The organism is Stenotrophomonas sp. YJH_SMC_91 (assembly GCF_059368495.1).
Map to the genome: position 1 here is coordinate 418,804 of NZ_JCAFRT010000001.1, position 13,933 is coordinate 432,736.

A 13,933-nucleotide genomic window follows, 5' to 3' on the forward strand; every position below is an offset into this window, starting at 1 on the left:
CAGCGGCCGGCACTACCGGAAAGGGACGGATTCTCGCGGACCCGCCCCTTTTCTCATTTCGCCGCCGGGGCCGCGTTGGCCTGCCAGCCGCACATCTGGCCTTTGACTGCTGTTTCGGTAGAGCCGGCCGCTGGCCGGCTGCCGGTTGGGTCTTCATCGCGTAGTTGCCGGCCAGCGGCCGGCACTACCGGAAAGGGGCGGATCCTTTCGGACCCGCCCCTTTTTTCATTTCGCCGTCGGGGCCGCGTTGGCCTGCCAGCCGCACATCTGGCCTTTGACTGCTGTTTCGGTAGAGCCGGCCGCTGGCCGGCTGCCAGATGGATTTCCACCGTGCAGTTGCCGGCCAGCGGCCGGCACTACCAGAAAGGGACGGATCCTCGCGGACCCGCCCCTTTTCTCATTTCGCCGCCGGAGCCGCGTTGGCCTGCCAGCCGCACATCTGGCCTTCGTTCTGCTGCTTCAGCCACTCGTTGACCGGGGTGAAGTACTCGATCATCGGGCCGGCATCGAGCTTGTCGGTACCGGTCAGCTCCTTCAGCGTGGCCTGCCACGGCTGGCTGGCACCCTTGCTCAGCATCGCCCAGTACTTCTGGCCGGCTTCCTTGTTGCCGTAGAAGGTGCACTCATGCAGCGGGCCCTTGTAGCCGGACGCGTCGCACAGGCCCTTGTAGAACTGGAACTGCAGGATGCGCGCCAGGAAGTAGCGGGTGTACGGAGTGTTGCCCGGCACGTGGTACTTCGCGCCCGGATCGAAGAACTCTTCGCCACGGGTGCTGGCCGGCGCCACGCCCTGGTACTTGGCCTTCAGGTCCCACCACGCCTTGTTGTAGTTGTCGGCAGTAATCGAGCCATCGAACACGCCCCAGCGCCAGCGGTCGATCATCAGCCCGAACGGCAGGAACGACACGCCTGACAGCGCCATGCGCATCTGGTTGTTGATGACCGCCTCGCGGCTTTCGGTCGGCGCATCGACCAGGCCGATCGAGCTGAGGTACTTGGGCGTCATCGCCAGCACGATGGTGTCGCCGATCGCTTCATGGAAGCCATCGTTGGCACCGCCCTGGAACAGCGGTGGCAGCGGGTTGTAGGCCAGGTCGTAATAGATGTGGCCCAGCTCGTGGTAGATGGTGGTGAAGTTCTCTTCGTTCGGCTTGATGCACATCTTGGTGCGCACGTCGCCTTCCATGTTCATGTCCCAGGCGCTGGCGTGGCAGACCACGTCGCGGTCGTCAGGCTTGATGAACTGGGTTTTTTCCCAGTAGGACTGCGGCAGCGACGGCATGCCCAGCGACACGTAGAAGTCCTGCGCGCGCTCGGTCATCTGCTTGGCGGTACGCAGTTCGGCCTCGCGCTGCGCCTTGTACTGCGCGGCCACGTTCGCATCCTTGCCGGCCTTGGCCAGCGCCGCGCTCAGGTTGGTCTGGTACTGCTTTTCCAGCGCCGCGGTGATGTCCAGGCTGCCGGCGCCCGGGTACGGTTCCAGCTGGTCCCACAGGTTCGACCAGTCCTGCTGCCACATGTTGCCCAGCAGGTGCGCGGCGATCAGGCCATTCCCCACTTCGGCCTTGTCCTTGCCATAGGTCTTGTCCAGCTTGCCGCGCGCGTAGCAGTGCAGCTGCTCGTACATCGGCTTGACCTGTTCCCACAGGCGGTCGGTTTCCGGGCCGATCTGCTCCGGCGGCATGTCGTAGCCGCTGCGCCACATCTGGCCGGCATCGGTGAAACCCATGCCCTTGGCGCCTTCGTTCACCAGGCCGACGAACTTCTGGTAGTCGCCGCGCATGCTCTTGGTGGTGCTGTGCCAGCCCTGCCAGGCGTCAAGCTGATTGTCGTAGTCGCGGCTGCGCGCCAGTACCTGTTCCAGCTCGCCCAGCTGGCGGCAGGAGTTCGGATCGTTGGCGTCGGTGCAGTACTTGCCGGCGCCGTAGCTGCCTTCCATGCGGGTGGCGATCTGGGTCAGCTCGGCCAGCTTGGCCGGATCGCGCGGCGCCGGCATCGAGGACATCAGTTTCAGCAGGTGGATCGCACGCTTGCTGTCCTCGCTCATCGGCTTGCCATCGAATTTGGCGGCCTGCTCGATCCAGCTGTTGAGCTGGGTCAGCGAGCGCTCGTTGGCCTTGGCCGCGATGCGTTCCGAATCACTGTTGATGTAGGTGGAAGACAGCCACTGCGCCGAGGTCATCTCCGGGTAGGCGGCCTTGAATTCGGCATTGATGCGGGCCACGAACTGGTCGGCGGTTTCGCCGGCCGGGGCGCTGCTGCTGGCGGTATCGGTGCCTGGGGCAGCTTCCTTCTTGCAGGCGGCCAGGGCCAGCGTGGCGGCGGCGATTGCCGAGGCCAGCAGGAGATGACGGTGTTTCACGGGCGGTCCTTGGGTGGTGAACGACGGCCGAAGGCTAGTGGGCCGTCGCTGCCACCGCAAGTGGCGGAAGTCGGTAGGGTTCGGCAGGGCTGCGCCCTGCACCCGCAGAAGCAACGGCAACGGCCAAAGCAACAGCAGAAGCGGGCTATCCGTGGGATGGCGGGGCGGTGTGGGCTTGCAGGACACGCCGTAAACCCATCCATGGGGGCTCGATGGCGCCATCCATGGCGCCAACGGTCCTGCAAGCCCACACCGCCCCACCTCTGACAGATCGCGGCGGCCGTTGGTGGGTGTCGACCTTGGTCGACACATCTGTCAGGTATCGAAAATCAAAATGGGGTCGGATCCGTTTTCCTCAGGAAAACGGATCCGACCCCAAGGTCGTTCCAACAGATCGCGGAAATCTGTCGAAGGCGGGGTGGGTCCGGTTGCGGGGGCGTGAGCCGCATGGATGCGGCGACCGAGCTTACATGGACGTACTTGCAGCGTCCCCCGCAACCGGACCCACCCCGCCAATCCACGGAATGCCAGCTTTTGCTTTTGCTTTTGCTTTTGCTGTTGCTGTTGCTGTTGCTGTCGAGGCTGCCGGCCAGCGGCCGGCACTACCGCAGGTGCAGGGCTGCAAGCCCTGCCGAACAACCCTCAACCTTCGCAGTTGGCGAACAGGTCGCGATCGCGCTCGTACAGCGAGGTCTTCACCTGCATCAGGCCCAGCACCGACGGGAACAGGTTGTCGTGGTCGGTATACGCCGCCGAACGCTTGCGCACGCACTGCAGGTCCAACCCACGGCTGCTGGCGAAGCCCGGCGAGAACCACATCGTCATCGGTACGCGGGTCTGCTCGGCCGGAGCGATCGCATACGGCACGCCATGCAGGAACAGGCCCTTCTCGCCCAGCGATTCACCATGATCGGACAGGTAGATCATCGCCGTGTCGTAATCCTGCATGCCCTGCAGGGTGCCGATGGTCTTGCTCAGGAAATGATCGGTGTACAACACCGCGTTGTCATAGCTGTTGGTGATCTCTTCGCGAGAGCAACGGCCGATGTCACGGGTGTCGCAGGTTGGCTTGAAGCGCGCGAAGGCTGCCGGGTAACGCTCGAAGTAGGCCGGGCCGTGGTTGCCCAGCTGGTGCAGCACCACCACGCGGTCGCCGGGCTTGGCACGCACCTGGGCGGCCAGGTCCTGCAGCAGGATCTCGTCCATGCAGCGGCCATCGGCGCACAGCCCCGGCGTGGTCGCATCGGACAGCGACTGGAACTCCAGCCCTTCGCAGACGCCCTTGCAGCCGGACTGGTTGTCACGCCACAACGGTGCGATGCCGGCGCGGTTCAGCACGTGCAGCAGCGACTGGTGTGCACGGATCTTCTTTTCATCGTAGTCGTGGCGTCCCCACGGCGAGAACAGGCACGGCAGCGACACTTCGGTGCTGGTGCCGCAGGAGTGCATGTCGGGGAAGTTGATCACCGGTGCCTGGGCCAACTCCGGGGTGGTGTTACGGCCACCGTTGAGCCCCCAGTTCTGTGCACGCACGGTCTCGCCCATGACGATCACCAGCAGGCGCGGCTTGCTGGCCGGGGCGCGTGGCGTGGCCTTGGCGTCGGTGCCGATCGGCAGCTTCGGCGCGCGCTGCACCGGGTTGTCGCCACGCAGCGCGCGCGGCATACCGAGCAGCACGTTGGCCGGGGTGGCGAGATAGCGTACTTCGCGCTGGTTGCGCATCAGCGCCGAGACATCCTGGAACGAGATCAGCGCACCGCCAACTGCGGTCGTCGCCGCCACGACCAGGAAGCCGAGTCGCCACAGCAGGCTGCGGCCCCAACTGCGTCGGCGCAGCTGCACGCGCCACAGCACCACCATCGGCAGCACGGCCAGCAGCAGCACCGGCCACAGCAGCGATACGGTCATCAGCTCGCGGCTCTCCTTGGGGTCGGTCGCCAGCACGTTGCGCAGCATGTCCGCATCCAGATAAATGTGGTAGCGGCTCATGTAGTGCGCAGCGAACGCCGTCACCAGCAGCAACAGGCCGATTACCACTTTGGCATTCCAGCGCCAGACCAGGATGCCCAGCAGCACGCCGTGCGCACCCAGCAGCAACAGCAGCAGTGAAAGCGCGTAACGCAGGCTGCCTGGATGGCTCGCCATCGCGCTGTGCCAGAACAGGCCGTTGCCGGCCACCGCGAAGAACAGGCTGGTCAGCGCGATCAGTGCTTCCGTGGAGAGCTGCGGCCGCCAGTTGCGAAGACCCGCAAGGGCGGGGAGGCGGGCGGGGCGTTGGACCGATGCACTCATGCGTTTGCCTCCTGGCGGTGGGGACGGTCCAGCTGACGGTGGATCAGAACATACAGGCCCAACGAAAGCAGCCAACATATCAACGCGGTGGCAATGTCATGCGAAAGGAAATGGGCGCCCCGCAACTGCTGGCTGATCCCGAACACCAGGCCGGTGCCGAGGCCGATCCAGAGCCCGGTCCACCGCCAGGACGGCCGCCACAGCAACGCGAAGAAGTACAGGCAGAGCCACGCATAGCCTGCGCTGGCGTGGCCTGCCGGGAAGCAGGCCTGTGCCGGCATGCCTTCCGGGCGCAGGGTGAACAGACCGATGAAAGGCTGGTGGCCACCGTAGCGCAGCAGGTCCCACGGGCATTCCATCGGCACCAGCGACTTCAGCAGGGAGATCACGCCGGTGCCCAGTGCCATGGCAATTACGACATAAAGCAGCGCCCATTGCAGGGTGCGATCGCGACCCTTACGCCAGTGGTGGAAGCACAGCAGGATCACGACCAGCGCCGCCGCCGTGCTCAACCATTTGCCGGCCTTGTGCACGACGCTGCGGGTGATCCAGGCGTCCTGCAGCGCCCAGTGGCTGCCTTCAAGACGGAACAGGTGATCGGCCACCCATTGATCGCCGCCGAAGCCCATCAGCAGCGTAAACAACGGCAGGCCGATTGCGACAGGCAGCCAGAGGTGAGTTACGGCAAATCGAGACGCCAGTGGTGATGTCGCAAGCGGCGCTACCGAATCAAGGGGACGGACGGGCATGCTGGGAAGGGGCGGTTCGGGAATCCGCAGTCATGCTCGTCACCTGGATGTCGGAGAAGGGTCGGACGCCCGTTCGCGCCGGGTTAATGAGTCCTCGGCGCATGTCAACGTTCAGTCTTCTTCGGCAGTCGATCCTGTCCGCTCGGCGTGGCACTCCGGGTTCCATGCGGTACCGGGAAGCAGTTGCCAACGATTCCTGTTGGCAACACCGATGTCGATCACTTTGGCCGGATCCACGCAGGGGCTCATCGCATCGTCCAGCACCAGCAGCCAGCGCTTGTCCGGCGCCTCAGCGAGCCAAGGGCCGGCGTCATGCCATTGCTCTGCCCAGGGCCGCTTGAAGCCGAATTCGCGTACCGGGCGGTCGGCCTGCAGCAGGTTCTGCTCGCGCCAGGCCACCAGCGCCAGTTCGGTATCCGGTCCGATCCGCGCGCCGACCCGGCGCATCAGCGCTGACGCCGATGCATAGGGATCCAGCGCCGGGATCAGTACCAGGCCGTAGAGCATCCACAGCATGCCGTGGGTCAGCAGCACCAGCGTCGCCGCGCGGCGCACCCGCAGCCACACGATCAGCGTGGCCAGCGCGATGGCGAAGGTCAGCAGGCCATCGCCCAGCACCGGCAGCAGGGTATCGGGCATGGCGCGGCGTTCCAGCTGGGCCACCGCCCAAGCGTGTTCGGTCAGCAGCATCACGCCCAGCGTGCCAGTGGCCAGCATCAGCACCACGCTGTAGCCGAACAGGTAGCGGCGAACGCACAGGCGGCGCAGCAGGCCGGGCAGCAGCGGGGCTACGGCCAGCGCCATCGCCGGCAACATCGGCAGCAGGTACACCTCGCGCTTGCCCGGGCTGGCGCTGAAGAACACCAGCACCAGCACGGCCCAGCCCAGCAGCAGCCACTGGCGGCGGTCGCCACGGCGGATACGGCGCCACCAGGGCTTGAACAGCATCGGCAGCAGCAGGCTGCCCGGCAGCCACAGGGTAAGGATCACCTGCAGGTAATACCAGGCGGGCTGCCGGTGGTGCCACGCATTGGCATAACGGGTGCCGGTCTGCTTGAACAGCAGCTCGTGCGCATAAGCCTGCAGTTCGGCACTGGGCGTGTGCAGCAGGGCCCAGCCCAGCGGCGCCAGCCACACCCCGACACCCAGCAGGAAGGCCGGGATCAGCCACAGCAGGGTTGCCGGATGCGGACCCTCCACCGTGCGTCCGCGGCGGCGCTGGTACAGCCACCAGCCGAACCAGGGCAGCACCATCAGCAGCGGCAGGAAACCCACGCCCTTGGTCACCGTGCCGACGCCTGCGGCGAAGCCGGCCAGCCACAGGGCAGGCAGGTTGCGGCGTTCACACAGATGACGCATCAGGCCCCAGAGGGCCACGGTGGTCATGCCCACCAGCACCATGTCGATCTGCGCGCGCTTGGCCATCAGCCCGAACTGCAGGGTGCAGAACAGCGCAGCGAGGGCGTAGATGGAATGTCGTGGCGACCACAGCCGCCGCGCCAGGTCCGACACCAGCCACAGGCTGAGCAGGGCGCCCAGCAACGACGGCAGCAGGAAGGACCACTGCCAGCTGCCGACGATCTCGTAGGCGGCGGCCTGCAGCCACATGAAGACGGGTGGCTTCTCCGCATACAGTTCCACGCCACGGTGCGGCAGCAGCCATTGCCCGCTCTCGACCATGGTCCGGGCCGCCAGCACGAAGCGCGGCTCGTCCGGCGGCTGCGGCTGCCGAAGGCCGATCCCCGCTGCCAGCGCAGCAATGATCAGCAGCCACAACAGGGGCAGGCGCCAACGGCGGGGCAGGGCTACGGGCACGGCAGGCTCCGGGAGCAAAACGGCCATTCTGAGGTGGCGGGGGTGGGAAAAGCGTCAGAGCGGCGCCGGGGCGACCGCATTCCGACATGTGCGGCGCTACCATGGTACGAACTTCCGTGGGTGTTTCGTGCATGCGTCTGTTGGTGATCGAGGACAACCGCCAGCTGGTGGCCAACCTGTTCGACTATTTCGAGTCGCGCGGGCACGTGCTCGACGTGGCGCCGGATGGCATCACCGGACTGCACCTGGCCGGGAGCCATCCGTATGACGCCGTCATCCTGGACTGGATGCTGCCGCGCATGGAGGGCCCGGAGGTGCTGCGCCGGCTGCGCGCCGAGCATGCATCGGAAGTGCCGGTGATCATGCTGACCGCGCGTGACGAGCTGCCGGACAAGATTGCCGGCTTCCGCGCCGGTGCCGACGACTACCTGACCAAGCCGTTCGCACTCCCGGAGCTGGAAGTGCGGCTGGAAGCGCTGCTGCTGCGTGCGCAGGGCCGCAACCCGCGCAAGCGCCTGCAGGTGGGCGATCTGGTGCTGGATCTGGCCACCCTGGAAGCCCAGCGCGGCACCCAGGTGCTGCACCTGTACCCGGCCTGCCGCAAGCTGCTGGAAGTGCTCATGCGCGCCAGCCCCGGCGCGGTGACCCGCCAGCAGCTGGAATTCGCTCTGTGGGGCGACGAACCGCCGGATGGCGACCTGCTGCGTTCGCATGTCTACGAGCTGCGCCGCAGTGTGGACGGACCGTTCGCCGAGAAACTGATCCATACCCTGCCGCGGGTGGGTTACCGCTTGGCCGTGACCACGCCCAGCGATGCCGGCAAGGATGATGATGAAGGCGAGTAAGCCGGGGCCGTTGTACCGGCGCGTGGTGTGGTGGTTGCTGGGCTATCTGGCGCTGCTGTCGATCGCGGTGTTCAGCGTCGGCAACTACGTGCATGAACATGCGGAGCACGCTGCCTGGCGCGCGCTGCTCAATTCCGAACTGGACAGCATCGTCGAGCACACCGAGCACGAGCCGCACTATCGCTGGCAGGACTCGGACACGCTCAGCCTGTTCCGCTTCGATGAAGGCAACATGCCGGAAAGCGTGCGCCTGCTGCACCCGGGGCTGCATGACGGGGTGCCGATCAAGGGGCGGCAGACTGCGGTGATGGTGCGTGACACCGGCTCGATGGGGCGGGTGGCGCTGGCGCTGGACATTTCCGACTTCCATGACCTGGAACAGTTCGCCACGCGCTGGGTGATGCTGGCCGGGGTGATCATGATCTTCGTCACCGTGCTGATGGCGTCGTTCGGCATGGAACGTATGGTGCGCCCGTTGAGCCTGCTGGCGCAGCACATCGCGGCGCTGCGGCCGGGTGTCCAGGGCCAGCGCATCGAGGTCGACCCGCGTGGCAGCTCCGAGCTGCATACCATTGCCGATGCACTGAACGACTATCTGGACCGCAACGAGCAGTTTGTCGAACGCGAGCGGGTGTTCATCAGCACCGCCAGCCACGAGCTGCGTACGCCGATTGCGGTGATGACCGGTGCCGCAGAGCTGGCACTGGAACAGCCGGGCCTGCCCGAGCGCGCGCGCCAGCAGATGCAACGCGTGCTGCGCACCGCGCAGAGCGTGGAGCAGCTGATCGAACTGCTGCTGGTGCTGGCGCGTGACCCGGCGCGCCTGGCCGCACGCGCCGAGCGCATCGCCCTGGACCAGCTGCTGCCGGAAATCGTCGACGACCATCGTCACCTGCTCGGTGACAAGGACCTGAGCATCGGCATCCAGGCGGCCCCGGTGGATATTGTCGCGCCGCTGGCCGTCGTGCAGGCCGCGATCGGCAACCTGCTGCGCAATGCCATCGAGAACAGCGGGCGTGGCCACATTGAGTTGCGCCTGAGCTCGTCGGCGGTGCTGACCCTGCAGGATCCGGGACATGGCATGAGCCCGGAGGAGATTGCGGCGATCCACGCGCGGATGGCCCGTGGCGAGCGCGCCGACCGTGGCGGCGGCATCGGCCTGGACCTGATCGCCCGGCTCTGCGAGCACCTTGGCTGGACCCTGCAGCTGCAGCCCTGCGAGCCGCGTGGCACGCGCGCCACGCTCGATTTCAGCGCTTCACGTCCGGCCTGAACCGGCCGTCCTGGTAGATGCCAACCTTGGTTGGCATGCTGCCCGTCGACCAAGGTCGACGCCTGCCCACGCAATGTCCGTTCGCATTACCAGCCGTTCGGCCGCGCCACATGCTGGTCGATCAGGATCACATTGCCGTCGGGATCGGCCAACTGCAGGTAGCCGGTGCCCCGCCCATGAGGGTCGGTACGCACCGCCAGTTCAATGCCCTTCGCATCCAGTTCCGCCTGCAGTTCACGTACATCCTGGAAGTGGGGCAGTTCCTGCTTGTGCTGGTCCCAGCCCGGGTTGAAGGTGAGCAGGTTGCCCTCGAACATGCCCTGGAACAGGCCGATGACAATGCCGTTGTTGCGCATCACCAGCCAGTTCTGCGCCGGCTCGCCACCGGTCACCGAGAAGCCCAGTGCTTCGTAGAAGCTGCGGGAGGCCGCCAGGTCCCTGACCGAGAGGCTGACGGAGAAGGCGCCGAGCTGCATGGGAGTGGCTCCGGGAAAGGGCAGCCGGCACTGCAGCATGACCCGGCGTGAAGACAATGTTAATCTCGGGGTGCGCCGCTTCATGCGGCGCTTTTTTTTTCCCGCTCTTTCGATCGACAGAGGATCCCATGCCGACCGAACCCGCTACTGCCCTGATCAGCAACGACATCGTTGGCCTGGGCCTGATTGCCGCCACCCTGGCCCTGATCTTCTGGGCTGCCAGTGGCCCGACCCCGTTGTTGAAGAAGATCTTCGCCTGGGTGCCGGCGCTGCTGCTGTGCTACTTCGTCCCCGCCATCTACAACACCGCCGGTGTCATCGACGGCCACAACACCTCGCTGTACAACCCGGTCGCGCGTGACGTGCTGCTGCCGGCCGCGCTGGTCCTGCTGACCCTGTCGATCGACCTCAAGGGTATTGCCAAGCTCGGCCCGAAACTGCTGATCGTGTTCTGCGCCGGTACCGCCGGCATCATGCTCGGCGCCATCGTCTCGTTCCAGCTGATGAAGCTGATCCACCCCGAAACCGTGGCCGGTGATACCTGGGCCGGCATGGCGGCGCTGGCCGGCAGCTGGATCGGCGGCGGCGCCAACATGGTGGCCATGCGCGAAGTGTTCGGCACCGATGCCACCACCTTCGGCCAGTTCGCGGTGGTCGACGTGGCCTGCGCCAGCCTGTGGATGGCCATCCTGCTGTTCCTGGCCAACCGCGCGCAGCAGATCGATACCCGCAACGGTGCCGATACCCGTGCCATCGACGAGATGAAGGCGCGCATCAGTGCCTACGAGGCGCAGAACGCGCGCATTCCCAGCATGACCGACCTGATGGTGATCGTCGGCGTGGCACTGGGCGGCGTCGGCCTGGCCCATGCCATCGCCGCGCCGCTGGCGGGCTGGTTCAAGACCAATGTCAGCTGGGCCAGCCAGTTCAGCCTGGATAGCCAGTTCGTGTGGGTGATCCTGCTGTCGACAGCGATGGGCCTGGGCCTGAGCTTCACTCGTGCGCGCCGGCTGGAAGCCGCAGGCGCTTCGCGGCTGGGCACGGTGTTCCTGTACTTCCTGATCGCCTGCATCGGCATGCAGATGAACCTGCTGTCGCTGCTGGACCGGCCGTGGCTGTTCCTGCTCGGCGCGATCTGGATGGCCACGCATGTGCTGGTGCTGTGGGTGGTGGCCAAGCTGCTGCGCGCGCCGCTGTTCTTCTTCGCGATCGGTTCGCAGGGCAACATCGGCGCAGCCGCTTCGGCCCCCGTGGTGGCCGCGGCGTTCCATCCGACGCTGGCTCCGGTGGGCGTGCTGCTGGGCACGGTGGGCTACGCCACCGGCACCGGGCTGGCCTATGTCACTGGCCTGATCCTGAAGTGGATGGCCAACGGCTGAGTCCGGGCCGCCCCGGCGTCATGCTTGCGTAGATCCACGCCATGCGTGGATGCATTTCATGGGCCTCCATGAACATGGAAGGGGTCAGATCCGTTTCCCGGAGGAAACGGATCTGACCCCTGATGCATCTCGCCGTCACCGGAAATCTGTCGAAGGTGGGGTGGTGTCGGATGGCGGGGTGTCCGCGGCATGGATGCCGCGGCCAAGCCCCCAGGGATGGATTTACGGCGTCCCCGCCATCCGACACCACCCCGCCAACCACACAGAAACCCAGAGCCGACGCCTCAGCTGTTGCCGTTGCTCCGGCCTCTGCGGGCGCCGGGCTGCAAGCCCGGCACCCACCCTGGAACCTCAACAGCAGCGACCACCGTTGCGTCCGCCGTAGCGCGCTTCCTGGCGCTCGCGGAAGAACGTCTTGTAATCCATCGGCTCCTGGTCCGGATGCTTTTCCAGCATGTGCCGGACGTAGTTGTCGTAATCAGGAATGCCACAGCACAGTCGGGCGGTCTGCACCAGGCGCCGCCAGATGCGGCGGTGTGCCTGGTACTGGCCGGCGGGAACCAGTTGCGTGCTCATCACAGATCCACCATTTCATGCGGCTTCAGCGCCACGTACGGGGTCTCGCGGTCGCTGCGCTGCGGATTGCGGCGGGCCGCCAGGATGGTCTTGATCGAATACACCAGCACTGCGCCCACCACCAGCAGGAACAGCGCGGTCAGGCCGGTGTTGACGTAGGCGTTGACCACGATCTGCTTCATCTGCGCCACCGATTTGGCCGGTGCCGTGATGGTGTCGCTGGCGAGGGCGGCCTGGAACTTGTGTGCCTGGGCCAGGAAACCCTGCGCCGGATTGCTGTCGAAGATCTTGATGAAGCCGGCGTAGGTGGTGCAGATCAGCAGCCAGATGGCCGGCACGGCCGTCACCCACGCATAGCGGTCACGCTTCATCTTGAACAGCACCACCGTGCCCAGCATCAGCGCGATACCCGCCAGCATCTGGTTGGAGATGCCGAACAGCGGCCACAGCGTCTGGATGCCACCGAACGGATCGACCACGCCGGTGTAGAGCAGGTAGCCCCACAGCGCCACGCAGCCGGCGGTACCGATGATGTTGGCGGTCCACGATTCGGTCTTCTTCAGGGCCGGCACGAAGTTGCCCAGCAGGTCCTGCAGCATGAAGCGACCGGCACGGGTGCCAGCGTCGACTGCCGTGAGGATGAACAACGCTTCGAACAGGATCGCGAAGTGGTACCAGAACGCCATCATCGCGTCGCTGCCACTGGGAATCGCTTCGTGCAGGATCTGCGCGATGCCCACCGCCAGTGTCGGTGCGCCACCTGCGCGATGCAGGATGGTCGGTTCACCAATGGCCGCCGCGGTCGCGGTCAGCTGCTCGGGCGTGATGGTGAAGCCCCAGGTGTTGGTGATGTAGTGCGCCGCCGAGGCCGCATCGGCACCGATCACCGCCGCCGGGCTGTTCATCGCGAAGTAGATGCCCGGATCGATGATCGAGGCCGCCACCAGCGCCATCACCGCCACGAACGATTCCATCAGCATGCCGCCGTAGCCGATGTAGCGCATGTGCGCTTCATTGGCCAGCAGCTTCGGCGTGGTGCCGGAGGAAATCAACGCGTGGAAGCCGGAGACCGCACCGCAGGCGATGGTGATGAACAGGAACGGGAACATGCCGCCCTTCCACACCGGGCCATCACCACTGGCAGCGAACTGGGTCAGCGCCGGCATCTTCAGTTCCGGCATCACAATCAGGATGCCGACGGCCAGCGCGATGATGGTGCCGATCTTGAGGAAGGTCGACAGGTAATCGCGGGGGGCCAGCAGCAGCCACACCGGCAGCACCGAGGCAACGAAGCCGTAACCGATCAGCATCCAGGTGATCTGGGTGCCGGTGAAGGTGAAGGCCGGGCCCCAGACCGGATCGGCGGCGACCTTGCCGCCGTACCAGATCGCGGCCAGCAGCAGGATCAGGCCGACCACCGAAATCTCGCCGATCCTGCCGGGGCGGATGTAGCGCATGTACACGCCCATCAGGATCGCGATGGGCATCGTCGCGATCACCGTGAACATGCCCCACGGGCTTTCGGCCAGCGCCTTGACCACCACCATCGCCAGCACCGCCAGGATGATGATCATGATCAGGAACGCACCGAACAACGCGATGGTGCCGGGCACCTGGCCCATCTCTTCCCGCACCAGATCGCCCAGGGAGCGGCCGTTGCGGCGGCTGGACAGGAACAGGACCATGAAGTCCTGCACCGCGCCGGCCAGCACCACGCCCACCACCAGCCACAGCAGGCCGGGCAGGTAGCCCATCTGTGCGGCCAGCACCGGTCCCACCAGCGGGCCGGCACCGGCAATGGCGGCGAAATGGTGACCGAACAGCACGTGCTTGTTGGTCGGCACGTAGTCCAGGCCATCGTTGTTGATCACCGCCGGGGTGGCCCGGGTCGGATCCAGCTGCATCACCTTGTTGGCGATGAACAGGCTGTAGAAGCGGTAGGCCACCAGGTACAGCGAAACGGCGGCGACGACGATCCACAGGGCATTGATGTGTTCGCCGCGGCGCAGGGCCACGGTGCCCAGACAGAAGGCGCCGAGCAGGGCGAGTACCGCCCAGCCTATTTTGGAAAACCCTTTCATGAGGTGCTCTCTCCCGGAAAGACAGTCAAAGAGTCCCGCGTGCCCTCGGCAGGGTCAATTGGCACAGGACGAATCGGCGGTAGTA

General features: G+C 65.9%; 10 protein-coding genes. 3 read left to right on the top strand and 7 right to left on the bottom strand.

Features of this window, described 5'->3' with window-relative positions; all coding sequences use genetic code 11:
* Positions 1 to 397: 397 nt before the first annotated feature.
* The 4 genes from AC5P5X_RS01805 to AC5P5X_RS01820 all read right to left on the bottom strand — a co-directional run bounded on the left by AC5P5X_RS01805 (position 398) and on the right by AC5P5X_RS01820 (position 7,218).
* Positions 398 to 2,362: a M2 family metallopeptidase gene (locus tag AC5P5X_RS01805; RefSeq protein WP_111189069.1), complete on the bottom strand. Its 1,965-nt coding sequence runs from the start codon at positions 2,360 to 2,362 to the stop codon at positions 398 to 400.
* Positions 2,363 to 3,004: 642 nt separating this feature from the next.
* On the bottom strand, positions 3,005 to 4,654 hold the full coding sequence (locus AC5P5X_RS01810; protein ID WP_111189649.1) for a phosphoethanolamine transferase: 1,650 nt from the start codon (positions 4,652 to 4,654) through the stop codon (positions 3,005 to 3,007).
* Positions 4,651 to 5,403, bottom strand: a complete 753-nt coding sequence (locus AC5P5X_RS01815) for a phosphatase PAP2 family protein (RefSeq protein WP_012480985.1) — start codon at positions 5,401 to 5,403, stop codon at positions 4,651 to 4,653. The genes AC5P5X_RS01810 and AC5P5X_RS01815 overlap by 4 nt, the downstream gene beginning before the upstream one ends.
* Positions 5,404 to 5,514: 111 nt before the next feature.
* Entirely contained in the window at positions 5,515 to 7,218 is a 1,704-nt protein-coding gene (locus tag AC5P5X_RS01820; RefSeq protein ID WP_044570690.1) for an ArnT family glycosyltransferase, read from the bottom strand.
* A 131-nt stretch (positions 7,219 to 7,349) separates the two neighbouring features.
* Here AC5P5X_RS01820 and AC5P5X_RS01825 point away from each other — a divergent pair, with 131 nt between their 5' ends.
* Both AC5P5X_RS01825 and AC5P5X_RS01830 read left to right on the top strand, forming a co-directional pair.
* Complete coding sequence (locus AC5P5X_RS01825; RefSeq protein ID WP_005410617.1) at positions 7,350 to 8,063, top strand: response regulator transcription factor; 714 nt, start codon at positions 7,350 to 7,352, stop codon at positions 8,061 to 8,063.
* The gene (locus tag AC5P5X_RS01830) at positions 8,050 to 9,336 is read left to right on the top strand and encodes a sensor histidine kinase (protein WP_012480983.1); all 1,287 of its coding nucleotides are present in this window, start codon (positions 8,050 to 8,052) and stop codon (positions 9,334 to 9,336) included. Before AC5P5X_RS01825 ends, AC5P5X_RS01830 begins: the two co-directional genes overlap by 14 nt.
* A gap of 86 nt (positions 9,337 to 9,422) precedes the next feature.
* On the opposite strand, the gene AC5P5X_RS01835 is transcribed toward AC5P5X_RS01830, so the two are convergent.
* Positions 9,423 to 9,812: a VOC family protein gene (locus AC5P5X_RS01835; protein WP_012480982.1), complete on the bottom strand. Its 390-nt coding sequence runs from the start codon at positions 9,810 to 9,812 to the stop codon at positions 9,423 to 9,425.
* Positions 9,813 to 9,940: 128 nt separating this feature from the next.
* Between AC5P5X_RS01835 and AC5P5X_RS01840 the strand changes: the two genes are divergently transcribed.
* Positions 9,941 to 11,191, top strand: a complete 1,251-nt coding sequence (locus AC5P5X_RS01840) for a DUF819 family protein (protein ID WP_012480981.1) — start codon at positions 9,941 to 9,943, stop codon at positions 11,189 to 11,191.
* A gap of 351 nt (positions 11,192 to 11,542) precedes the next feature.
* Here AC5P5X_RS01840 and AC5P5X_RS01845 read toward each other — a convergent pair whose 3' ends face one another.
* Both AC5P5X_RS01845 and AC5P5X_RS01850 read right to left on the bottom strand, forming a co-directional pair.
* Complete coding sequence (locus tag AC5P5X_RS01845; RefSeq protein ID WP_005410613.1) at positions 11,543 to 11,767, bottom strand: YbdD/YjiX family protein; 225 nt, start codon at positions 11,765 to 11,767, stop codon at positions 11,543 to 11,545.
* Positions 11,767 to 13,848 carry a carbon starvation CstA family protein gene (locus tag AC5P5X_RS01850; RefSeq protein ID WP_005410612.1) on the bottom strand — a complete coding sequence of 694 codons (2,082 nt, stop codon included), beginning with the start codon at positions 13,846 to 13,848 and terminating at the stop codon, positions 11,767 to 11,769. The genes AC5P5X_RS01845 and AC5P5X_RS01850 overlap by 1 nt, the downstream gene beginning before the upstream one ends.
* Positions 13,849 to 13,933 lie beyond the last annotated feature (85 nt).

Bases quoted from the DNA above. Each gene is read 5' to 3' on its own strand.
- AC5P5X_RS01810 (WP_111189649.1), bottom strand. From the start codon at position 4,654: ATGAGTGCATCGGTCCAACGCCCCGCCCGCCTCCCCGCCCTTGCGGGT.
- AC5P5X_RS01815 (WP_012480985.1), bottom strand. From the start codon at position 5,403: ATGCCCGTCCGTCCCCTTGATTCGGTAGCGCCGCTTGCGACATCACCA.
- AC5P5X_RS01825 (WP_005410617.1), top strand. From the start codon at position 7,350: ATGCGTCTGTTGGTGATCGAGGACAACCGCCAGCTGGTGGCCAACCTG.
- AC5P5X_RS01830 (WP_012480983.1), top strand. From the start codon at position 8,050: ATGAAGGCGAGTAAGCCGGGGCCGTTGTACCGGCGCGTGGTGTGGTGG.
- AC5P5X_RS01835 (WP_012480982.1), bottom strand. From the start codon at position 9,812: ATGCAGCTCGGCGCCTTCTCCGTCAGCCTCTCGGTCAGGGACCTGGCG.
- AC5P5X_RS01840 (WP_012480981.1), top strand. From the start codon at position 9,941: ATGCCGACCGAACCCGCTACTGCCCTGATCAGCAACGACATCGTTGGC.
- AC5P5X_RS01845 (WP_005410613.1), bottom strand. From the start codon at position 11,767: ATGAGCACGCAACTGGTTCCCGCCGGCCAGTACCAGGCACACCGCCGC.
- AC5P5X_RS01850 (WP_005410612.1), bottom strand. From the start codon at position 13,848: ATGAAAGGGTTTTCCAAAATAGGCTGGGCGGTACTCGCCCTGCTCGGC.